Origin of the sequence: Deinococcus aquaedulcis (assembly GCF_019693445.1) — a bacterium.
Taxonomy (GTDB): domain Bacteria; phylum Deinococcota; class Deinococci; order Deinococcales; family Deinococcaceae; genus Deinococcus; species Deinococcus aquaedulcis.
Window position 1 is genome coordinate 241,084 of sequence record NZ_JAHRBL010000003.1, and the last position, 19,517, is coordinate 260,600.

Here is a 19,517-nt window from a genome sequence, read left to right on the forward strand (position 1 = left end):
CCCCACTTCGGTGGGGGTTTTGCGTTGTGGGTGCTGGTCTGGTGGTGTCGGGCCGCGCTCGGAACCCTGGGGCCGCCCGGCGCGTAAGCATCTGTCGTATGAGTCTTGCGTTTCTGATCTTTCTGGTGGCCTGGATTATCGGCATGGTGGGTACCTTTGTGCCGGTGGTGCCCGCCACCGCCATCATCTTTCTGGGTTCGGTGGCGGCCACGCTGGTGGACGGCTTTCAGCCCTGGCCGGACCTGCCCTTCCTGCTCACCTTTCTGGTGATCACCATCCTGATCGGACTGGTGGACAACGTGGCCTCGGCCTGGGGCGCGCGCAAGTACGGCGGCAGCAAGCAGGCGGTGTGGGGCGCCCTGATTGGCGGCGTGGTGGGGATTTTGCCCATCATTCCGTTTGGCCTGATCGTGGGCCCGCTGGTGGGCGCCCTGATCGCTGAACTGGTCGTGGTGAAAAAGGCCCCTGCCGACGCCATGCGCGCGGCCTGGGGCACCCTGGTGGGCCTGCTGACCGGGCTGGCCGCCAAGCTGGTGCTGCACCTCTTGATCGGTCTGTACGAACTGTGGCGCCTGTGGGACCCGGCCAAGAGCGTGTTCGGCTGAGCCAGCTCCCCCTCTCCTGAAGCCCCCAACGAAGGGGGCTTTTGCTGTGGCCTGCGCGCCGCTGCTGCGCTAACGGCTGAACAGCAGCGGGGCCAGGGCAATGAAGCCCACCGCCAGCGCGGGCAGCAGGGGCAGCAGGGTCCCGGCGGCGGCCCGTGCGGGGCGGCCCGTCAGCACGGCAAAGGCGGGAAAGGCCAGCGCGCACTGGGCGGCGGTGCCCAGCATCGTCACGGCCAGCAGCAGCGCGGCGGGCGCGGTCTGGGCCAGGCCCGCCAGCGCCAGCTGCTGCACCTTGCGGCTGTTCTCGCCGGCCTGGGCCAGCGCGGCCAGGTCGGGGCGCCACGCGGCCTCTGGGGTCAGCAGGGCCAGCACCGTGACCAGCAGGTACAGCGGGGGCAGCAGCGCAAAACTGGCGCCGTAGACCTCGGCGGCGCGCCCAGCCCGGCCGGCGCCCAGGCGGCCCAGGCCCCACATCAGGCCGTAGGTGAATAGGGTCAGGAAGGCGCCCCCCAGCACATTGGTGGCGTGCGCGGCCAGGGGCGAGGCGCCCCCCGCCACCTCGGCGGCCAGCCGCACAGCGGGCGACACCAGGGCGGCGTAGGCCACACCGGACAGCGCGGCCGAGAGCCCCGCCATCCCCAGGTAGCGCAGGGGCGCAGGCTCGGTGGGGGCCAGCTGCCGGGCAAAGACGCGCGGCCCCATCAGGAAGGTGGTGGGCAGCGGGGCGGCCGGAGCGGGCGGCGGGGCAGAAGCAGGGGCGCGGGCCATAGGCCCCGCCATGCTACTGGCCCGCGCGGGGCCAGAGGACCCAGGCCAGCGCCAGCAGCCCCAGATAGGCGGCCATGATCAGCGCCGCGCCCCAGCCGCTGCGGCCCAGCCGGGTCGGGGCAGCCTCGGCCTGCCGCCGGGCATCGGCCATGACGGCTGGCGGAATCAGACGCAGGGCCAGCCACAGCCCGGCCGGAACCAGCAGCAGGTCGTCCAGCTGCCCCAGCACCGGAATGAAGTCGGGGATCAGGTCAATGGGGCTCAGGGCGTAGGCCAGGACCAGCAGCGCCCACGCGCGGGCGTACCAGGGCGTGCGCGGATCGCGCGCCGCGAGGCTGAGGGCCAGCAGTTCGGCCTTCAGGCGCCGGGCCAGGGTGCGCAGCCGCGTGGTCAAGGAGGGTCTGGACACAGGCTGGCAAGCCTAGCGCAGCGCCCCGCGCAGGTCGCTGGCCCACTGGGTGAACACCGGCAAGGTGGCCAGGGCCGCCAGTAACCCAAACAGCGCCACCGCCACCAGCGCCGCGCTGAGCCAGGGGCCCGGGGCGCTGCGTTCCTGCGGATCGGGGCGGGGGGTCAGCCACAGGTGCAGTACGACCAGGACCACGCTGCCAAACAGCAGCGAGCCCAGCGCCACCGGCACCTTCAGGGCCGGGTTCTGCAGCAGGTCGGTGGCCTGGGCCGTGTCGCTGGGCAGCCGGCCCGCCACAAAGGCGCCCAGCCCCACGGCCAGCGTGTTGTTCAGCGCGTGGATGATCACGCTGTTCCACAGGCTGCCGGTGTGCTGCGCCACGCGCGCCAGCACGTAGGCCAGCGGCAGAATGCCGGCCACACTGGCGGGCGCCCCGTGCGCCAGTGCGAAGACGGCCGTGCTGGTCAGGGCGGCCACCGTGAACCCCGCCGCGCGCTCGTGCCCGCGCATCAGCAGGCCCCGGAAGGCCACTTCTTCGGCAAAGGGAATCAGCAGGCCCGCCGCCAGCAGCAGCGCCCACAGGTCCGCGCCCCGGCTAAGAAACTGCGGCACGCTGTCGGCCGCACTGGGAAACAGGGCCACTACCGCCACCACGAAGGCGCGCGAGGCCAGAAAAGCCAGCACGAACGCGGCCAGCGCCGTGCCCCAGGCCGGGGGGGTGCGCCAGCGGGTGTCGCGCCGCAGCGTCTCTATCACCTCACTGAAGATGGTCAGGCCCACCAGCACCACCAGCGCAAACGCGCCCAGCAGCGCCGTGCCCAGCGGCACCCCGGCAGCCATCAGCAGCGCCGAGACCACGTTCTGCACCAGCAGCAGCGTCAGGGCGGCGCGGTTGCCGTCCACCGCCCGGATGCCCGGGGGCACGGGAGAAAGCGGGGCGGCCTGCGGCGGGGTGGGCGGGGGGCTGGGGTGCGGCGCCGTCATGCCCCAGAGCCTACCGCTTGCCCGGCCCCGCCGCCGCGCACCCACGGCAGGGGCTGTGGCGCGCTCTGGCCGCGCTGGCCTTACAGCGCCACGCCGTCTAGCTGGGCAATCCCGTGCTTCAGGGCGTACAGGGCCGCCTGGGTGCGGCTGTCCAGGCCCAGTTTGCCCAGCAGGCGCGACACATGGGTCTTGACGGTGGCCTCGCTGACCCCCTGATCGGCGGCAATGTCCTTGTTGCTGTAGCCGTGGGCCAGCAGCTGCAGCACAATCGTTTCCTTGGGGGTCAGGGTTTCGCGCATCTCGCCGCCCCGGAAATCGCGCACCAGGCGCTTGGCGGCTTCGGGGTGCAGCCGCACCTCGCCCCGGGCGGCGGCGTGAATGGCGTCGGCCAGGGTATCGCTGGAGGCGTCTTTAAGCATGTAGCTGATGGCCCCGGCCTCAATAGCGCCGTTCACCTTGTGCTCTTCCAGGGTGCTGGTCAGGGCAATCACCTCGGTGTCGGGCTGCTGGCGCTTGAGGGTGCGGGTGGCCTGAATGCCGTCCATCACGGGCATCATCAGGTCCATGATCACCACGTCGGGCCGCAGCTGGGCGGCCAGCAGGAGGGCTTCCTCGCCGTTGGCGGCCTCGCCCACCACGTCAATCAGGGGGTCCAGGCCCAGAAACAGGCGCAGGCCCTGGCGAACGACGGCGTGGTCGTCCACCAGCAGCACGCGCACGGCGGCAGGGGCAGCATCGGGGGTGGTCATGGGGTGTCCTCCAGGGGAGACAGGGTGAATTCCGAGCGGGGCGCGTCCACGAACACGTCCAGCGCGGGGGTGGGGCTGGGCGGCCGGGTGCGGGGCCAGTTCAGGGTGTCGCGGTCGGTAAAACGCACCCGCGTGCTCAGGGCGGGCGGCAGGCGCAGCGTCACGCGCCCGCCCTGGGTGCGGATGTCCAGGCTGCCGCGCGTGAGGGGGGTGGCGCTGACCGTCACGTCGCCCGTGGCGGTGGTCACCGTGGCGCGGCCCAGGATGACCGGCAGGGTCAGGCGCAGGTCGCCGCTGTCGCTGCCCACGCCCAGGGTCTGGGTGCGCATGCCCGCTAGGTTCAGCCGCAGCTCGCCGTCGGCGGTGTTCACGCGCAGGGCGTCGGGCGCGCTGCCTTTGGGGGCCGTGAGCACCACGTTGCCGCTGCGGGTGACCACGCTGACGGGGCCAGCGGGCCGCGCCGGCAGCACCAGGGCCACGTCGCCGCTGTCGCTGCGCAGGGTCAGCGCACGCACCCGCAGCGGGGTGAGCTGCAGGCGCTGATCGCCGCTGGTGGTCACGCTGCCCAGCGTGAGGGGCAATCCCCGCGCCAGCGCCAGGGTGAGGGTGTGCTGCACAGGTTCGGGGCCGCCCAGCACCACCCCGCGCGTGTTTGGCGGCTGCACGTTCAGGGTGACCTGCGCGGTAATGGCGCGGCCCTGGCGGCTGACCTCGGCCTGCACCGGGTTGCGGGCGCGGTGGCGGGCCGAACCCTGCACGGCCATGGGGCTGCCGGGCGGCAGCGGCGAGACCGCCACATTCACCCGGTCCCCGCTGAAATTCAGCGCGGCGCTGCTGGCGAGGTCCAGGGGCAGTGGGCCGTCCAGCGGCACCTGCAGGGGCGTGTTCTGCACGCTCATGCCGGGAGTCAGCGTGCGCGCAGCGCCGTGCCACGCCAGCGCCAGCCCGGCGCCCACCAGCCCCAGCCCCAGCGCCATGCGCCCCAGCACCGGCAGCAGCGGCCTCGACGGCGGCCACGTGGTCACGCGCGCCCCCGGGGCAGGGTCAGGGTCACGGCGCTGCCCTGCCCCGGCGCCGAATCCACGACCAGGGTGCCGCCCGCCCCCGACGCCCGCTCGCGCATGGAGCGCTGACCCAGCGTGCCCCGGCCCTGCGCCCCAGGATCAAAGCCCCGGCCATCGTCGCGCACGTGCAGGGTCACCACGTCTTCCGCCTGACTGAGGCTCAGCCACACCTGCGCGGCGCGGGCGTGCTTGACCACGTTGTGCAGGGCCTCCTGGGCCACGCGGTAGGCGGCGGCCTGGGCATCGGGGTCCAGGTCGGGCTCGGCGCGTAGATCGGCGTGCACGGTCAGGCCGTGGCGGGCTTCCAGGGCGTGGGCATGCTGGGTCAGGGCGGCCACCAGCCCGCCTTCTTCCAGGGCGTCGGGGCGCAGGCTAAAGAGCAGCGCCTTCATTTCCGACACGCCTCCTTCGGCCAGCCGGATGGTGTAGTCCAGGCTCTGGCGGGTGCGGGCGGGGTCGCGCTCCAGAGTGGCGCGGGCAGTCTTGGCGCCCAGCGTGATGCCGTACAGGGCCTGGGCCACGCTGTCGTGCAGTTCGCGCGCCAAGCGGGCGCGTTCCAGTTCCCCGGCCCGCGCCCCGGCACGCTCGATCAGCTGCGCGGCGTGCAGGGCGGTGCCCGCGTGGTCGGCAATGGAAAGCAGAAAGGCCAGTTCATCGGCCCCCGGGCGCGCGCCGCCCACATACCACGCGCGCAGGGTCCCGCCCTCCAGCGTGCCGGCCGACGCGGGCAGGGTGACCGGGAGGGTGGCCAGCACCTCGCCGCCGCTCAGAGCGCGCACGCTGGCCTCGCCGGGGGCGGGCTGCACTTCGCCGGGGGCCGGCAGCGGGCCCGGCACGCCGCTCACCGCCCGCAGGGTGCCGTCCGGGGCACACAGGGCCACGGCGGCGGCGGTGCTGGCCTGCCGGGCCTGTTCGGTCAGGTCGGCCAGGGTCACACCCAGGTCGTCACCCAGGGCCACCCGGCCCGCGGCGCGGCGCAGGGCGATCACCTCGCGCCGCGCCGCGCCGTCGCCATCCGGGGCCAGCAGGGCAATGCCCAGGCGGGTCCACACCCGACCCATCACGCTCAGTACCCCGGCGCTGACCAGCAGGGCGCCAGCGCCCGCCAGCATCAGCCCCGCCACCGACAGGGGCCCGGGGCGCAGGGTCCACTCGCCCCACACCACGGGCACGGCGCTGTTCAGGGCCCACAGCGGCGCGCCCAGTCCCAGCACCTCCAGGGCCAGCAGCGTGCCCAGCACCACCCAGCACAGCAGGCTCAGGGGCAACTGCACCACATGAAACAGCAGGGTGCGGTAGGTGACCGGATCGGCCAGGGTGCGGCCCAGCCACGCCAGCAGCCCGGCTGGGGACGCGGCGGCGGGGCGGGCCACCCGCACCCCCAGCAGGCCCAGCAGCACGCGCTGGACCTCGCCCAGCGCCACCACCAGCCACAGGGCCAGCAGCAAAAAGGCCGCGCCCACCAGAATGGGCAGGGTGAGCAGCCCGCCCACCACCGCCGCCGTCAGCAGGCCTGCCACCGTGCCGCCCACCGGCAGGGCCAGCAGCACGTACAGCGCGGCGCGGTAGGTGGCCGGGTCCAGCAGGTCGCCCAGCGGGCCGCCCCGGGTGGGGGTGCGTTCCCGCAGGGTGCCGGTGCCCATGACCTTCATCATGCCGCGCAGCCTACTGCGCCCGGCCAGCGCGCGGCGTCCCCCGAAAGAGGCAGCGAGGCGTGAATGGTGCCGAGGCGCGGCCCGGCGGTCCTGCATATTGCTTGCAGACAGGCTCGTCTGGGCCGTATGCACCGCAAAACCCAGAGCCGCCCTGGGGCACAGCCTTTGACGGCTTTAGAGCGAAGGAAGTGGGTCTCCAGCGGAGACAGCCGCGCGGGCGGGGGTGACGCTCGCGAAACGGGCCGCCGCGCTCAGAGCGAAACCCAGCGCGATCCCAGGTCTCTCCCCAGGGTCGCGCTGGGGCGAACCAAGTGAAGCCCCGGAGAAGACGGTGACGTGGGCGGACGTGAGGTGCGGCGCTCAGGGGCCGCCGAGCAGCCAACGGGGACTGAACTCCGCCGCGCCGCTCAGGCGCACCCGGTCCTCGGGGTGGGGTTCGCCGTCGCAGGGGGGTGTGGCCTGGGCCGGGCGCTGCAGCGGCCACACGCGGGCCAGGGCCCGCCCCGCGATATCGCCCACTGGCACGGGTCCAAACAGGCGGCTGTCCAGGCTCCCCCCGGGCGAGCGATTGTCGCCCAGCAGGTAGTAGTGCCCCGGCGGCACCGTGACTTCCGGCTGGGGTGCCGCCGCCGGCCACGGGGCCACGCCATTGGCCTGAGGCCCGAGGGTATCCAGGCAATACGCGGCCCAGAAGGTGCGGGCTACCTCGGGCAGCACCCGGCCGTTCACCCTTACCACGCCGCCCCGCAGGCTGACCCGGTCCCCCGGCAGGCCAATCACCCGCTTGACCAGAAAGGGCCGGTAGCGCCAGGGCAGCGGCATGCCCCGGTACATCTGGCTCCAGGCGGCTTCGGCGCCGCGTGGGGGCTTGAACACCACGATATCGCCCCGGGCGTAGCCCCCCACTCCCAGCCGGTGCACCCAGCCGCCGGCCTTTTCCACCGCCAGCCATTCGCCGTGGCGCAGGGCGGGCAGCATGCTGGCGCCGTCCACCTGCACCGCCGAGGCCCCAAACTGGGTGACCACCAGCGCAAACAGCACCGGCTGCCCCCACTCGCGCAGGGTGGCCCAGAGCCGCGCCGCCCACAGGCGCGTCATGGCTGCCCCGAGACGTGCAGCGGCGCCGCGAGGCTACCCTGCACGGCATACGCCGCGCCGCCCAGGGCCGCGCCCACCAGCACCGCTGCCCGCAGGGGCCGCCCCAGGTACACCCCGGCCAGCCGCAGCGCCGCCGGCCACACCGGCCCCGCCTGTTGCAGCGCGTGGGCCCAGGCCTGCGCTTCGGGCAGCCCGCGCACCTGGGCGTCGTGGGCCAGGCCATGCAGGTGGGCGTGCACCTCGGCCACCACGCGGGGCCGCACCTGGGGCGGCAGCAGCAAGGTCAGGCGGCGCAGGTACCGCCGCGCGGCCGGCGGGCAGGGAGCGGCACTCACCACAGGCTCCGCAGGGCGCGGTCAAAGGCGGCGTAGCTCTCGCGGCGGCGCTGCAGCTCGGCGCGCCCCGCTGCCGTCAGCGCGTAGGTGCGCACGGGGGGGCCGCCCCGGGCCAGGGTGGTTTCTGCCGTCTGCAAAAAACCAGCCCGTTCCAGGCGGTGCAGGGCGGGGTACAGGCTGCCCACGTTCAGGGTGATGCGGCCCTGGGTCAGGGCCTCCACCCGCTTAGCGAGGTCCAGGCCGTAGCCACTTTCCCGCTCCAGCACGCTCAGCAGAATCAGGTCCAGATTCCCCTTGAAGAGGTTGAGATCCATAGGTATCAGTGTCTGATATCGGCATCTGATAAGCAAGCGCAAATGGGTGGGGGCACCCGGTCGCCCCAGATGCCCCCACTTGCCCGCCCCGCGCCTCAGCCCGGAATGCGCAGCTTCTGCCCCGGCTGAATCAGGTCCGGGTTGCTGATGTTGTTGTAGTGGGCAATTTTCTTGTATTGCATCGCGTCACCGTAATATTTCTGGGCAATCTCCGAGAGGGAGTCGCCCGCCTTGACGGTGTAGACGGTGTCGCCTGTGTCCTGGTCCTTTTCCTTGGCCAGCTGCTTGGCACCGGCCGCGACGCGCAGGCCGCTGATGTCCACGCCCGCCACGCCGTCCACCGCGCGCGCCAGCTTTTCTGCAAGGCGCTGCTCGTGGTCGTTGTCCACCACGCCGCGCAGGATGATGCTCTTGCCACTCTGCAGCACGTCAATAGGGTCATCGGCCAGTTCGCCGTTGCTCCGCAGCGCCTGATGCACGGCCTTGGCGATGCGGCTGTTGTCTTCCATGTCTGCGTCGTCATCCTGGCCGCCGCTCTGGGGCATGGGCTCCAGCGGCGCGGCCGGCGTGCCCGCGCGGGCGTTCATGTTGCCGGTGGTGGGGGCCAGGTCCGGCTGCAGTTCGGGCAGCGGGGCCTCGGCGGTCTGGGCCTGGGGGGCCGGGGCCGCAGCGGGGGCCGACTGGGGCTGGGGCGCGCTGGCCTGCTCGAAGGTCACGCCGCTCACGTCCACGGTTTTCACGCCGTTGATGCCGCCCGCCACCACCCGGATCAGGCCCAGGTAGCGGTCATGGGGCACCATCCCGCTCACCTTGACCTCGCCGCCGCGTTCCTGCACCTGCAGACCCAGACCTTGCAGGCGAGGCTGCTCGTTCAGCGCGTCTTTCACGCGCTCCGCCGTGCTCTTTCCAAAAGGCCACATGGGGGCCAGCGTACACCGCTGCTTCTGTGGCCCTCCCCTTTTCTTCAGCTTGGGTCAAGACCGCCCCTGGCTGTGGGCTCAGGGCAGAACCCAGAGCTACCCTGGGTTTTACCCTCAACGGCTCTGGGGCGAACGGCGTGACAGCGGTTGAAGTGGAATTGGGGGGCCGCTTTTTGGCCCCAGGGTGGAACTGGCCGCCGCTATCAGGGCAGCGGCGGCAACGACGGCGACTCGACCCAGGTGCGCAGCACGCCCTCGGCACGGGGGCCCAGTTCGGTGCGGGCCAGGGCCAGCAGGTCGGCGGTGCGGGTGGGCCGGGCGGCGCGGGTGCGGGCGTAGGTCTGCAGGAAGGCGCGGAACAGGCCGTCACCCACGGCGCCCCGTAGGGCATGCAGGGCCAGGGCGCCGCGCACATAGGCGCTGCGGTCAAACAGCTCGGCAGGCGTGCGGGCCACCAGCGGGCGAGTGGGCCAGTTTTCCACACTGTCGCGCCAGCGCTGCAGCACGGCGCGGCCCTCCTCTTCTCCCTGGGCCTGTGCCCAGAGCAGTTCGGCGTAGGTGGCAAAACCCTCGTTCAGCCACGTATCGCTCCAGTCGCCCAGGGGCACACTGTTGCCAAACCACTGGTGCGCGGCCTCATGCACGATCACGCGCACGTGGCTGGAGGTCACCGGCATGGTGGACAGCGTGGCCGTTTCCAGCGCCGGCAGGGGCGGCGTGACCACCGCCGAGCCGTAGGTGGCAAATGGGTAGGGGCCGAACCACTCGCCCAGAAGGCGCAGAATCTCGCCGGTGCGCTCGTAGGGCGCGCGGATGTTCGGCGGAGTACCGGGCGGGAAATAGTCGCGCAGCGCCACCGTCTTGCCCCCCACCTGCACCGCCGGGCGGTCCACACGCTCCAGCGGCCCGATGTGAACGGCCAGGGCGTAGGTGGGAATTGGCTCGCGCTGCTCGAAGGTATAGGTGCGGCCCTGGGGCGTGTCCTGCACAGCAGTCTGCCGACCACTGGCGGCGGCGGTAACCCCCCGGGGCACGGTCACGCGCAGGGTGAAGCCAGCGGGATCGCCGGGGTGGTCGTTGACGGGCAGAAAGGCGCGGGTGCCGTCCGGCTCGCTGAAGGTGAAATTCACGCCGGGCTGCGTGCCCTGCCCCGGCAATGCCTGCCAGCCCAGGTCCACCGGCAGGTCGGGGTCAGGCACGCGGCCAGCGGGACCAGCGAGGCGCACCGTCACGCGGGCGGGGGTGCCAGGGGCCAGGGCGCGGCGAATCAGGAGTTTTTCGGCCGCGCGCTCATAGGGCACCGCCGCCCCGTTCCAGGTCACGCCCTGCACCGCCGGGCCCAGGTAATCCAGGCTCAGCAGCGGCAGGGGGCGGGTGGCCTGCACGGTCAGGGTCACCTGGGCCTGCAGGGTGCGGGTGCCGGGCTGCGGCACCCGCAGCGCCACGTCGTAGTGTGTGACGTCCAGCCCGGCCTGACCCAGTTGCGGATAGATGCGGTCGCCCCAGGCGGTGGGGACGGCCGGGGCCAGTGCCCCCTGGCCCAGCGCGCCGCCCAGCAGCGCCAGCGCCAGGCCCCACACGAGCGGCGCCATGTTAGATGGGGTAATAGGCGCGGGGCTGGCCCTGCACGAAGTCGCGGGTAGGCACCCAGATCAGCGGATTGCGCTCCTCGACCTCGGGCGGCGGGCCGTAGCGCACCAGCCCCTCCACCTGATCAAACGGCACCCATTTCACGCCCACCACTTCGGGGTCGGTGGGGTCCAGGGTGCCGTGAAAAGTGGCGGTAAAGCGGCCGAAAATTGCGTAGCACTCGTTGCGGGTGCCGGTCAGCAGCTCGCCTTCGAGCAGGCTGATAAACATCAGGTCGGTGACGGTCAGGCCGGTTTCCACCAGCACCTGCCGCACCGCCGCGTCGCCCAGGGTTTCGCCGGGCAGCGCCTTGCCCCCGGGCAGGCCGTAGAAGATGCTGCCGTCGTCCATGCGTTCCTCGACCAGCAGCAGTTTGCCCTCGTGAACGAGGTAGACGTGGGCGGCCCGCTTGACCGGCAGGGTACGGGACAGGTGACTCATGAGGGAGGCAGTCTAGCGCAGCCTCAGTCGCTCGCTGTTGATCTTGAGATCAACCGAGCGGAAGAGGTGCGTCGCAGTGCGAGAAGCGAAAAAAGCGCCTTGCCCCGAGAATAGAAACGTTTCTGCGATTCATGGGAGGGACGAGGCCCTTAGCTGGGCCCCAGCAGCGCGAGCAGGTCGTCTGGCAGCCGGGCGGGGCGGTAGGTGTGATCGGTGGCGATGTGGCGGGTTTCGCCGGTCGCCAGCAGCTCGCCCGCCCGGCGGACCTCGTAGCTGAAGGTCAGCGTGCGCGACCGCACCGCGCTGAGGGTCGCGTGAATCTGCAGTTCGTCGTCGTAGCGGGCGGCGCGGCGGTATTCCACGTTCAGACCCGAGAGCATCAGGTAATAGCCGCGCGCTTCCACCTCGCGGTACGGCAGGCCCAGGGCGTGCATGGCGTCGGTACGGGCCACCTCGAACCACACCGGATAGGTGGCGTGGTGCGCCACCCCCATGGCGTCGGTTTCGGCGTAGCGCACCCGCAGCACCGAAACAAAGGTGCGGCTCACCAACGGTCCCCGGCGGCATGGAACTCCAGCGTGGGCGTGCGGCGCATGCGTACGTGCTCGGCCACCTGCCGCTGCAGGTGCCCCCGGGCGCCGCGCAGGGCGTCAAGCAGCTCGTCCATGTCGCCGGACATGGCACTCACGTACACCCGCGCCAGCCCGTAATCGGGCGTGACCGTCACGCGCTCCACGGTCACGATCATGGGCACGCGGGGATCGCGCAGCCCGGCAATCGCGTCACTCAGCACCCGCGTCAGTTGTGCCTGCACCTGCTCCGGCTTCATGCCGCCCCCCAGACCAACCGACTGTTCAAGCCCTGCATCCCCGCATGGTACGGCATGGCGGATAGCCTGGGGGCGTGCGGACCATTGACCTGACCACATGGCCCCGGCGGGCCCACTACGAGTTTTTCCGACAGCACAGTCAGCCGCACTTCAGCGTGACGGCCCCAGTGGACGTGACCCGCTTCCGGGCGGGGGTGCAGGCGCGCGGGCGGCCCTACATGGCCAGCACCGCCTACGTGCTGGCCCGCGCCGCCAATGAACTGCCGCCCTTTCGCCAGCGCATTCGCGGCGAGACGGTGGTGGAACACGAGCGCGTGCATCCGTCGGTCATTGATACCGAGCCCGGCAGCGAGCTGTTTCATTTCTGCACCCTGCCCTACCAGCGGGGCGCCCCCGGGTTTCTGCAGGACGCGGCCCAGGCCCTGGCCGCCCGGCGCGCCCAGCCCACCCTAGACGAGGACCCTGCGCAGGACGATCTGCTGTACCTCTCCAGCCTGCCCTGGGTGGCCTTTACTGGCATCACCCACGCCATGCACCTCAGCCCGCCAGACTCTATTCCGCGCCTGACCACTGGCCGCTTTACCGAGGAGGGTGGGCGCACCCAGATGCCGCTGTCGGTGCAGGTGCACCACGCCCTGATGGACGGCCGCCATGTGGGCGCGTATTTCGAGGCGGTGCAGACCCTGCTGGACGACCCGGGGTTGTTGGATTGAGGGCGGAGGTTCAAGGCGCCGCACAGCCAGTCCTCAAGGGCGCTGAGGTGAACGAGGGGTGTAGCGGGCAGGAAAAGCCCCAAAAGGAGGCCCCGCTTTCTCACCGCAGCATCAAACCGGTCGTTGCTCTGAGGGCCACAGAGTTCTGGTTCTGTTCTCCTCTGCCCTATTTCGCGTACCGCCGCCCGGCGTAGTCGGTGAACACCCCGATGCCGTAGCTGACCCGGCGCACGCTGTCGAGCACCGCGCGGCCATTCCAGGCGATGCCGGTGCTGCTGCCGCCGTCCAGCAGCAGGGCGTCGCGCACGCCCAGGCGGGTCATGATCTTGCCCATTTCGGTGGTGGTCACGCGGGCGTGGGTGCTGACGAACACGAGGTCGCGGTTGCCGATCAGGCCCACGGCGCTGCGGGCGGCGCGGCCAAACAGGGCGGGGTCGCGGAAGACGCTGCTGTAGCGTGTGACCACCCGCCCCCCGCTGAGAATGCGCGGCCCGGTCGCCACCACCGTTTCCAGGCCGGCCCAGGTGGTGTCCAGCGGGCGGCCCAGGGCGGCGACCGCACTCACCCGGAACGCGGCGCGGTTGTCCGGCGTGATGGTCAGGGCCTGGGGAATACGGCCCCAGGTGAGCAGCCGCCCCTGGGTCACGATGTCGCCGGCCGGGGCATAGGACTGCGGATGAAAATACGAGCCGTTGACCACCATGCGTGCGCCGCTGCGCCGCGCCAGTTCGCTGACCCGCGCCCCCGAGCCGAAAGTCAGGCGGCCCGAGGGCAGCACCGGGGCCACCAGCACGTGGCGCCAGCGCAGGTCCACGCTGGCGATCTGCACCGGCACATTCAATGGCGCCAGGCGCTTGAAGGTCACGGGGGGGCGCTGCGGGCGGGGCGGAATGGGCACGGGTAGGCGCATAGGCACCAGCACCTTCTTGCCCGGCACGATGGCGCGGGCGGTGGTCATGCCGTTTAAGCGCCGCAGGGCGTCCACACTCAGGCGGTAGCGGGCGGCCAGGGTCTGCGGCGTATCGCGCACGCCCACCCAGACGTAGCGGTAGACGGTACGCACCTCGGTGGTGGGGCGCGGGGCGGGCGGGCGAACCGCCGTGCCCGGCGCGGGCACAACCAGCCGCTGCCCGGCCACGATGACGGTGCCCCGCAGGCGGTTGGCGGCCTGCAGCGCGGCCACACTGGTCCCCGTGCGCGCCGCGATGCGGCTGAGGGTATCGCCCGCCTTCACCGTGTAGGTGCGTGGCTGGGCGGCCACGGGGCGCGCTGGTCCCCCAGCCAGCCGCAGCACCTGCCCGGCACGGATGGTGTCGCCTTTTAGGCCGTTGTAGGCCCGCAGCTGCGCCACGCTGAGGCCGTGGCGCGTGGCAATGCGGAACAGGGTGTCGCCCTTCTGAACCTTGACGGTGGGCACAGTGGCCCCCAGGGCCGCACTGGCGGCCACCAACACAAGCAGGGAAAGCAGTCGCCGCATGGGGTCACACCTCATCACAGTTCTGCCAGCCGGACGTGAAGTGAACCTGACGCCGCCGTTTACCGAGGGAGGCGGGGCCACAGCGCCCGGGCCCCGGAGTACCCCTCCCCCAGCCTCAGGTGCCCGGGGTGCTGCCGGGGAACACGGCCACGCGCCCCACCATGTAGGCGCAGCCGTACAGGAAAAGCGTGACAAGTGGCAGGAATTTCAGACCGTCACGGTGCTCAATCATGCGGCCCTTGACCAGCACCTCAATCACGTACAGGCTCAGCAGGCAGAAACCCGCGTACATCCAGTGTTCCCAGTCGCGGCTGGGGTCGGCGGGATAGCCGTACTTGGTGGCGCCGCCCCCCACATCGGTGGCGCTGGGCACCTTGAGGCCGCTCAGGGTCAGCAGCACGCCGGTCACGCCCGGAATCAATGTCAGGGCCCAGGTGAGGCGCAGCCAGACCAGAAAGGAGGTGCTCACACGGGTTTTCACAGCCGGCGCGATGCTCCAGACAAACAGCACCAGCGTCGCCAGCGCGTAGGGGGTCGGGAAGAGCAGCGCCAGGGAACTGGGGAACTGGTACCCGTGAATGAGCTGCAGGAAGTCCATGCCCGCCAGCGTATCAGGGGCCTGTCCGCTACCCCTTCAGGAAGTCAATGACCGCGTGGGCGGGCAGGGCGGCCCCCGGGCGCAGCGCCGAGGCCTCGCCGGCCGCGCGCACCTGCAGGTGGTCGGGCACGCGCAGCAGCAGCACGTCGCGCCCGCTGAGGCTCACGGCCAGTTCCTCCAGGGCGGGCGCGCGCAGCACGCGGCCCAGGTCGGTCACGGGGGCGCTCAGGCCCAGGGCGTGTTCGCCGTAGGGGCCGCGCAGCCGCACCTGATGGCCGCCCACATGCAGCGCCAGCGGCAGGCCCAGCCCGGCCAGTTCGCCCAGCGGGGGGTGCGGCGCGCGCGCCCGGCGGGCCACCGCCACGCCCAGCAGGGTGCCGGGGCGAATCACGTCGCCCACCTTCACCAGCCGCGCGCCCTGGCTGACCTCCAGGTCCGGGGGAATGCGCAGAATGCGCAGGCCGTCGCGGTGCTGCTCGGCGCGCAGGCCGCTGAGGTGCGGCACGCTGGACAGCTGCCCCAGGTCAAAGGGCCCGCCCAGCGGCGTGGGCACCCCGGTCACGTCCCCCTGCGCCGAGACCAGCGACAGGGTGCGGTCCTCGCGGTAGGTCAGGCCCTCCACGGCGGGCGGGGGCGCGGGGCGCGGAGCGGGCGGGGCCACCGGCGCGCGCCGACCCCGGACAAACACCCCAGCGGCCAGCAGGCCACCTCCCAGCAAGGCCGTCAGCAGCACGGGCCATACCGGGCGCCCCTCCTGACGCGGCGCCTCGCGCGTGGGCGCGGGGGGTGGGGTCGCCGGCTCCGGCACCCGGCCCCCGGCAGCCCCCTGCACAGATGGCAGCGCCAGGGCAGGCAGCCCCGGGAAGGTGAGAGTGGGGGTCAGGGTCACGCCGGGCTGTGGGCGTAGGCCGGTCAGCCGCACCGCGAACTCGCGGGCGCCGCGCCGGGCCTCTACGACCCCGCGCACGCCGGATCCCAGGCCGCCCAGCACCGCCGCCGCCGGATTCAGGCCTGGGGCGGCGCGCAGGCGCAGCACCACGTCTTCCCCGGCCCGCAGCGCGCGGTCGGCGCCGGGGTTCAGCCACGTGAGCCCCGCGCCGGGCAGGGTCAGGCGCAGCAGCACCTGACGCGGGCGCGGCGCGATCCAGCCTGCGCCGCTGGGGGGCGGCGCGCACAGCAGCGCGGGGGTTCCGGGCGGCACCCGGCCAGGGAGTGCCAGCGCCCACTGCCCGCTGCTGGCCTGCAACTTCGCGCCCTGCAGGTCAGGGCCCACGCCCAGCGTCAGGGGCGTACCGGGGGCGAAGATGGGGGGCAGCTGGGCCGGGTCGGTGACCACCCGCAGCCCCCCTTCCAGACCCGCGCCCGTCAGGTCCGGTACCTGACCCACCGGCACGGTCAGGCCGCTGGCGTAGGTGCTGCGCTGCAGGGCGGCCTGGGCCTCGGGCGGAATGTCGGTGCCCAGGGCCACGTAGGTCAGGCGGTCCAGCGGACCCCGTTCCCGGAAGGCTGCCAGCGCCGCTTCGGGGGTCACGGTGCGGCCCGCCTCGCGCGTGTCGTTGTCGATGCCGTCGGTGAGCACGAACACCTGGGTCACATCGCCCTGGGCCGCCGACAGCGGGGCCAGGGCGCCCTGCAGGCTGCGGTAAAGGTAGGTGTTCTTGCCGTCGGCCTTCAGATTCGCCAGGGCCGCGTTCCAGGCCGCCGTGCCCGCCGGCTGGGTAAAGCTGCGCCGCGAGCGTAACCCGGAATCGAAGGTCAGCAGGTCCACCCGGTCCGGCCGCTGCTGGCGCACGTAAGCGCCGATGCTGGCCTTGACCCGCTCGAAGATGTCGGCCTGGCCGTCGCCCATGCCCCGCATGCTGCCGCTGGTGTCCAGCACGAACACGGCGCGCGTGCGGGTGGGCAGCGCCCCCCCTTCCGGCAGGGCGCAGGTGACCTCCTGCGCGGCGGCGCTGGTCAGCAGCAGGGCACAGAGGAGAGCGGTGCGGCGCATTCGAGGCGCATTGTAGCCAGATCGGGGGAAGAGGGCCGCGCCGTCTGCGCCCGGTGCAATGAAAGGGCGGACCCCGAGGCACTCACGGCCTGGTGACGCCGCCGGGTGCACGCGGGTGCCCAGAGGGCGCGGCCTTCTCTCTGCCTTCGCCCGCCGTGCTCTGGGAGGGCAGAGACCTTGTGACAAGGCTGGTGTGTTCAGATTCAGCTGGGGGCCGTTCTGGCGGCGCAAGTGCTGGGCAAGTGTGTTAGCACGTCCGGCCAGCTTGGGGACCAGGCGGCCCTGAAAGCCTTCATGTGGCGGACGGCAGGAGCCGATCTGGGTGAGTTGCGGGAGGTTTATGACGGGGCTTTCCCTAACCCAGCTTCACCTCCTTCTCCAGTCCACGCCCAGGGCCAAAACACGCCGGGTCAATTCTCCTGCCTTTCAGACCCTTTGTTCCCTGCCCAGACACACTCGCTGGCGAGGAGGGGCAAAGCCTGCCCGCGCCATGGCCTAGGCGGCGGCTCAGGTCCGTGCCGGGCGAGACAGCGGGCGAACGCGAGGCCCGCGCCTTCCCACGCCACCGGCCGTTTCTCTAATCGCGGCGGCCCACAGTATTTGCGGGGGAGCTCTGGATGGAAGTCGCCTGTCGCTTTTGAGGTGAGGAAGCAAAGCCATCCCACTTCCACATACTGACCCCAACGCACGTCCCTGCCGACATGACAGAAGCCGCGCTGTGACGCCCTTCTGCCCGGCCCGTGTCACGTCAAAGTATTACGTTATGAACGTAAAATATTTGACCCATTTCAACTCTGATAGTATACTGGACAGACCCGGAAGGCGCCTGCAGCGCGCCCCATCCCTCCTCTTCCCCATCCGGCGTTGGCCCCACCGGGAGCCGCGCCCCAGGAGTGACATGACCAAGATTGACGATCCCAGCACCGACACCACCGAACAGGGCAGCACCCGCGCCCGCGCCGAATACACCGCCGCCGACATCTCTGTGCTGGAGGGCATGGACGCCGTGCGCAAGCGCCCTGGCATGTACGTGCAGGGCGGCACGGGCGTGGACGGCTACCACCAGCTGCTGACCGAGATCATTGACAACGGCATCGACGAGGGTCTGGCCGGCTTTGCCACTGAGATCCACGTGATCATGCACGAGAATGGCGCCGCCACCGTCACCGACAACGGGCGCGGCATTCCCGTGGACATCATGGCCTCCAAGGGCCGCCCCGCCATCGAAGTGATCTTCTCGGAGCTGCACGCCGGGGGCAAGTTCGGCCAGGGCGCCTACAAGGTGTCGGGCGGTCTGCACGGCGTGGGTTCTACCGTGGTGAACGCGCTGTCCACCTTCCTGGACGTGACGGTCAATAAACACGGCAAGCTGCACAACGTGCGCTTTGAAAAGGGCCTGCTGGTCAAGCCCCTGACCGTGGAGGGCGAGACCCCCGCCGACGTGACCTGGGCCACCAGCGTGACGTTCCACCCGGACCCCACGATCTTCAAGGAGTTCGAGAACCAGTTCAACTACGACCGCATTCGCAACCGCCTGCGCGAGCTGGCCTACCTGACCGGCCTGAAAATCGTGATCCGCGACGAGCGCAAAGAGCTGCACGCCGGGCAGATCAAGGAAGAGACCTTCTTTGAGCAGGGCGGCATTGCCAACTTTGCCCGCGCGCTGGTCACCGACGACACCAAGCTGCTGTACGACCAGCCCATCGTGATGGTCGGCACGCACAGCGAGGTGAACGTGAAAGTGGCGTTTATTCACGCCAACACCTACGCCAGCGACAACATCCTGACCTACGCCAACATGATCCGCACCCGCGACGGCGGCACGCCGCTGACCGGATTCAAGACCGCGTACACCCGCATTCTGAACAAGTACGCCAAGGACAAGAACCTGATCAAGAGCGGCAACCCCGTGCCCAGCGGCGACGACCTGCTGGAAGGCATCTACTGCGTGGTCAGCGTGGAAGTGCAGGATCCGCAGTTTGAGTCGCAGGCCAAGGTCAAGCTGCTGAACAGCGAAGCGCAGACCGCCGTGAACGCCATCGTGGGCGAGAAGTTTGCCGAGTTCCTGGAGGAAAACCCCAAGGTCGGCAAGACCATCGTGGAAAAGGCCGCCGAAGCCGCCCGCGCCCGCGAAGCCGCCCGCAAGGCCCGCGACATCGTGCGCCGCAGCAACCCGCTGGAAAACGATGACCTGCCCGGCAAGCTGGCCGACTGCTCCTCGCAGGACCCCAGCGAATCTGAGCTGTTCATCGTGGAAGGGATCTCGGCCGGTGGCTCGGCCAAGGGCGGGCGCGAACGCCGCTTCCAGGCCATCCTGCCCCTGCGCGGCAAGATCCTGAACGTGGAAAAGGCCGAGCTGAACAAGATCCTGAAAAACGCTGAAATCCGCGCGCTGATCGGGGCGATTGGGGCCGGGGTGGAAGGCACGGGCGACCGCATGCACTTCGACCTGTCCAACCTGCGCTACCACAAGATCATCATCATGACCGACGCGGACATGGACGGCGGGCACATCGCCACGCTGCTGCTCACCTTCTTCTACCGCTACATGCGCCCCATCGTGGAGGCCGGCTACCTGTACATTGCCCAGCCGCCCCTGTACCGCATCATGGTGGGCCGCGAGAAGAAGGGCACGTACCTCTACACCAACGAGGAACTCAAAGAGCACGTGGCCCGCGCCAGCAAGGAAGGCAAGAAGTACGAGATCCAGCGCTTCAAGGGCCTGGGCGAGATGAACGCCGACCAGCTGTGGGACACCACCATGAACCCCGAAACCCGGGCGCTCAAGCGCGTGGGCATCGAGGACCTGATCGTGGCGAACGAGGTCTTCGAGAACCTGATGGGTTCGGAAGTCGCTCCGCGCAAGACCTTTATTCAGGAAAACGCGAGGTTCGCGGAAATCAGCGTGTAAGCGCGTGCCGAAGGAGGGCCGTTCT

At 70.9% G+C, this 19,517-nt stretch carries 20 protein-coding genes; 3 read left to right on the plus strand and 17 right to left on the minus strand.

Going from position 1 to position 19,517, the window contains the following annotated elements; translation table 11 throughout:
• The first annotated feature begins 98 nt into the window (after nucleotides 1-98).
• Nucleotides 99-605 carry a DUF456 domain-containing protein gene (locus KMW22_RS06060; RefSeq protein ID WP_221089130.1) on the plus strand — a complete coding sequence of 169 codons (507 nt, stop codon included), beginning with the start codon at nucleotides 99-101 and terminating at the stop codon, nucleotides 603-605.
• 69 nt (nucleotides 606-674) lie between these two features.
• Here the strand turns inward: KMW22_RS06060 and KMW22_RS06065 are convergent, their stop codons facing one another.
• The 14 genes from KMW22_RS06065 to KMW22_RS06130 form a co-directional block, all read right to left on the minus strand.
• Nucleotides 675-1,373, minus strand: coding sequence for a hypothetical protein (locus KMW22_RS06065; RefSeq protein WP_221089131.1), 699 nt, complete (start codon nucleotides 1,371-1,373; stop codon nucleotides 675-677).
• Between the two features lie 13 nt (nucleotides 1,374-1,386).
• Nucleotides 1,387-1,782 (minus strand): YkvA family protein, encoded by a 396-nt coding sequence (locus KMW22_RS06070; RefSeq protein WP_407928423.1) that lies wholly within the window; start codon nucleotides 1,780-1,782, stop codon nucleotides 1,387-1,389.
• A 12-nt stretch (nucleotides 1,783-1,794) separates the two neighbouring features.
• Nucleotides 1,795-2,766, minus strand: coding sequence for a CPBP family intramembrane glutamic endopeptidase (locus tag KMW22_RS06075; protein WP_221089132.1), 972 nt, complete (start codon nucleotides 2,764-2,766; stop codon nucleotides 1,795-1,797).
• Between the two features lie 80 nt (nucleotides 2,767-2,846).
• Nucleotides 2,847-3,515 (minus strand): response regulator, encoded by a 669-nt coding sequence (locus tag KMW22_RS06080; RefSeq protein ID WP_221089133.1) that lies wholly within the window; start codon nucleotides 3,513-3,515, stop codon nucleotides 2,847-2,849.
• Nucleotides 3,512-4,540: a DUF4097 family beta strand repeat-containing protein gene (locus KMW22_RS06085; RefSeq protein ID WP_328774615.1), complete on the minus strand. Its 1,029-nt coding sequence runs from the start codon at nucleotides 4,538-4,540 to the stop codon at nucleotides 3,512-3,514. The genes KMW22_RS06080 and KMW22_RS06085 overlap by 4 nt, the downstream gene beginning before the upstream one ends.
• Nucleotides 4,537-6,234, minus strand: coding sequence for a sensor histidine kinase (locus KMW22_RS06090; protein WP_407928424.1), 1,698 nt, complete (start codon nucleotides 6,232-6,234; stop codon nucleotides 4,537-4,539). The genes KMW22_RS06085 and KMW22_RS06090 overlap by 4 nt, the downstream gene beginning before the upstream one ends.
• Before the next feature lie 360 nt (nucleotides 6,235-6,594).
• The gene (lepB, locus tag KMW22_RS06095; RefSeq protein ID WP_221089134.1) at nucleotides 6,595-7,332 is read right to left on the minus strand and encodes a signal peptidase I; all 738 of its coding nucleotides are present in this window, start codon (nucleotides 7,330-7,332) and stop codon (nucleotides 6,595-6,597) included.
• Nucleotides 7,329-7,667: a hypothetical protein gene (locus KMW22_RS06100; protein ID WP_221089135.1), complete on the minus strand. Its 339-nt coding sequence runs from the start codon at nucleotides 7,665-7,667 to the stop codon at nucleotides 7,329-7,331. The genes lepB and KMW22_RS06100 overlap by 4 nt, the downstream gene beginning before the upstream one ends.
• On the minus strand, nucleotides 7,664-7,981 hold the full coding sequence (locus KMW22_RS06105) for a PadR family transcriptional regulator (protein WP_221089136.1): 318 nt from the start codon (nucleotides 7,979-7,981) through the stop codon (nucleotides 7,664-7,666). Before KMW22_RS06105 ends, KMW22_RS06100 begins: the two co-directional genes overlap by 4 nt.
• A 95-nt stretch (nucleotides 7,982-8,076) precedes the next feature.
• Nucleotides 8,077-8,901, minus strand: a complete 825-nt coding sequence (locus KMW22_RS06110) for a BON domain-containing protein (RefSeq protein WP_221089137.1) — start codon at nucleotides 8,899-8,901, stop codon at nucleotides 8,077-8,079.
• Between the two features lie 203 nt (nucleotides 8,902-9,104).
• Complete coding sequence (locus KMW22_RS06115) at nucleotides 9,105-10,493, minus strand: M1 family metallopeptidase (protein ID WP_221089138.1); 1,389 nt, start codon at nucleotides 10,491-10,493, stop codon at nucleotides 9,105-9,107.
• Between the two features lies 1 nt (nucleotide 10,494).
• Nucleotides 10,495-10,971 carry an NUDIX domain-containing protein gene (locus tag KMW22_RS06120; protein WP_221089139.1) on the minus strand — a complete coding sequence of 159 codons (477 nt, stop codon included), beginning with the start codon at nucleotides 10,969-10,971 and terminating at the stop codon, nucleotides 10,495-10,497.
• A gap of 149 nt (nucleotides 10,972-11,120) precedes the next feature.
• Complete coding sequence (locus tag KMW22_RS06125; RefSeq protein WP_407928425.1) at nucleotides 11,121-11,519, minus strand: acyl-CoA thioesterase; 399 nt, start codon at nucleotides 11,517-11,519, stop codon at nucleotides 11,121-11,123.
• Complete coding sequence (locus KMW22_RS06130; RefSeq protein WP_221089141.1) at nucleotides 11,516-11,800, minus strand: ribosome-binding factor A; 285 nt, start codon at nucleotides 11,798-11,800, stop codon at nucleotides 11,516-11,518. The genes KMW22_RS06125 and KMW22_RS06130 overlap by 4 nt, the downstream gene beginning before the upstream one ends.
• A 74-nt stretch (nucleotides 11,801-11,874) precedes the next feature.
• Between KMW22_RS06130 and KMW22_RS06135 the strand changes: the two genes are divergently transcribed.
• A complete protein-coding gene (locus tag KMW22_RS06135) occupies nucleotides 11,875-12,513 on the plus strand; it encodes a CatA-like O-acetyltransferase (protein WP_221089142.1) in 639 nt (212 codons plus the stop codon).
• A 166-nt stretch (nucleotides 12,514-12,679) separates the two neighbouring features.
• On the opposite strand, the gene KMW22_RS06140 is transcribed toward KMW22_RS06135, so the two are convergent.
• From KMW22_RS06140 to KMW22_RS06150, 3 genes are all read right to left on the minus strand, one after another.
• The gene (locus KMW22_RS06140) at nucleotides 12,680-13,990 is read right to left on the minus strand and encodes a LysM peptidoglycan-binding domain-containing protein (RefSeq protein WP_221089143.1); all 1,311 of its coding nucleotides are present in this window, start codon (nucleotides 13,988-13,990) and stop codon (nucleotides 12,680-12,682) included.
• Nucleotides 13,991-14,105: 115 nt separating this feature from the next.
• Nucleotides 14,106-14,588 (minus strand): hypothetical protein, encoded by a 483-nt coding sequence (locus KMW22_RS06145; RefSeq protein ID WP_221089144.1) that lies wholly within the window; start codon nucleotides 14,586-14,588, stop codon nucleotides 14,106-14,108.
• Between the two features lie 28 nt (nucleotides 14,589-14,616).
• Complete coding sequence (locus KMW22_RS06150; protein ID WP_221089145.1) at nucleotides 14,617-16,581, minus strand: vWA domain-containing protein; 1,965 nt, start codon at nucleotides 16,579-16,581, stop codon at nucleotides 14,617-14,619.
• 898 nt (nucleotides 16,582-17,479) lie between these two features.
• On the opposite strand from KMW22_RS06150, the gene KMW22_RS06155 reads away from it, so the two are divergent.
• Nucleotides 17,480-19,492: a DNA gyrase subunit B gene (locus KMW22_RS06155; RefSeq protein ID WP_221089146.1), complete on the plus strand. Its 2,013-nt coding sequence runs from the start codon at nucleotides 17,480-17,482 to the stop codon at nucleotides 19,490-19,492.
• Nucleotides 19,493-19,517: the final 25 nt, after the last annotated feature.

Coding starts and splice junctions, on each gene's coding strand:
- KMW22_RS06065 (WP_221089131.1), bottom strand. CDS start 1,373: ATGGCCCGCGCCCCTGCTTCTGCCCCGCCGCCCGCTCCGGCCGCCCCG.
- KMW22_RS06080 (WP_221089133.1), bottom strand. CDS start 3,515: ATGACCACCCCCGATGCTGCCCCTGCCGCCGTGCGCGTGCTGCTGGTG.
- KMW22_RS06130 (WP_221089141.1), bottom strand. CDS start 11,800: ATGAAGCCGGAGCAGGTGCAGGCACAACTGACGCGGGTGCTGAGTGAC.
- lepB (WP_221089134.1), bottom strand. CDS start 7,332: ATGACGCGCCTGTGGGCGGCGCGGCTCTGGGCCACCCTGCGCGAGTGG.
- KMW22_RS06075 (WP_221089132.1), bottom strand. CDS start 2,766: ATGACGGCGCCGCACCCCAGCCCCCCGCCCACCCCGCCGCAGGCCGCC.
- KMW22_RS06145 (WP_221089144.1), bottom strand. CDS start 14,588: ATGGACTTCCTGCAGCTCATTCACGGGTACCAGTTCCCCAGTTCCCTG.
- KMW22_RS06110 (WP_221089137.1), bottom strand. CDS start 8,901: ATGTGGCCTTTTGGAAAGAGCACGGCGGAGCGCGTGAAAGACGCGCTG.
- KMW22_RS06105 (WP_221089136.1), bottom strand. CDS start 7,981: ATGGATCTCAACCTCTTCAAGGGGAATCTGGACCTGATTCTGCTGAGC.
- KMW22_RS06090 (WP_407928424.1), bottom strand. CDS start 6,234: ATGATGAAGGTCATGGGCACCGGCACCCTGCGGGAACGCACCCCCACC.
- KMW22_RS06140 (WP_221089143.1), bottom strand. CDS start 13,990: ATGCGGCGACTGCTTTCCCTGCTTGTGTTGGTGGCCGCCAGTGCGGCC.
- KMW22_RS06150 (WP_221089145.1), bottom strand. CDS start 16,581: ATGCGCCGCACCGCTCTCCTCTGTGCCCTGCTGCTGACCAGCGCCGCC.
- KMW22_RS06060 (WP_221089130.1), top strand. CDS start 99: ATGAGTCTTGCGTTTCTGATCTTTCTGGTGGCCTGGATTATCGGCATG.
- KMW22_RS06120 (WP_221089139.1), bottom strand. CDS start 10,971: ATGAGTCACCTGTCCCGTACCCTGCCGGTCAAGCGGGCCGCCCACGTC.
- KMW22_RS06155 (WP_221089146.1), top strand. CDS start 17,480: ATGACCAAGATTGACGATCCCAGCACCGACACCACCGAACAGGGCAGC.
- KMW22_RS06115 (WP_221089138.1), bottom strand. CDS start 10,493: ATGGCGCCGCTCGTGTGGGGCCTGGCGCTGGCGCTGCTGGGCGGCGCG.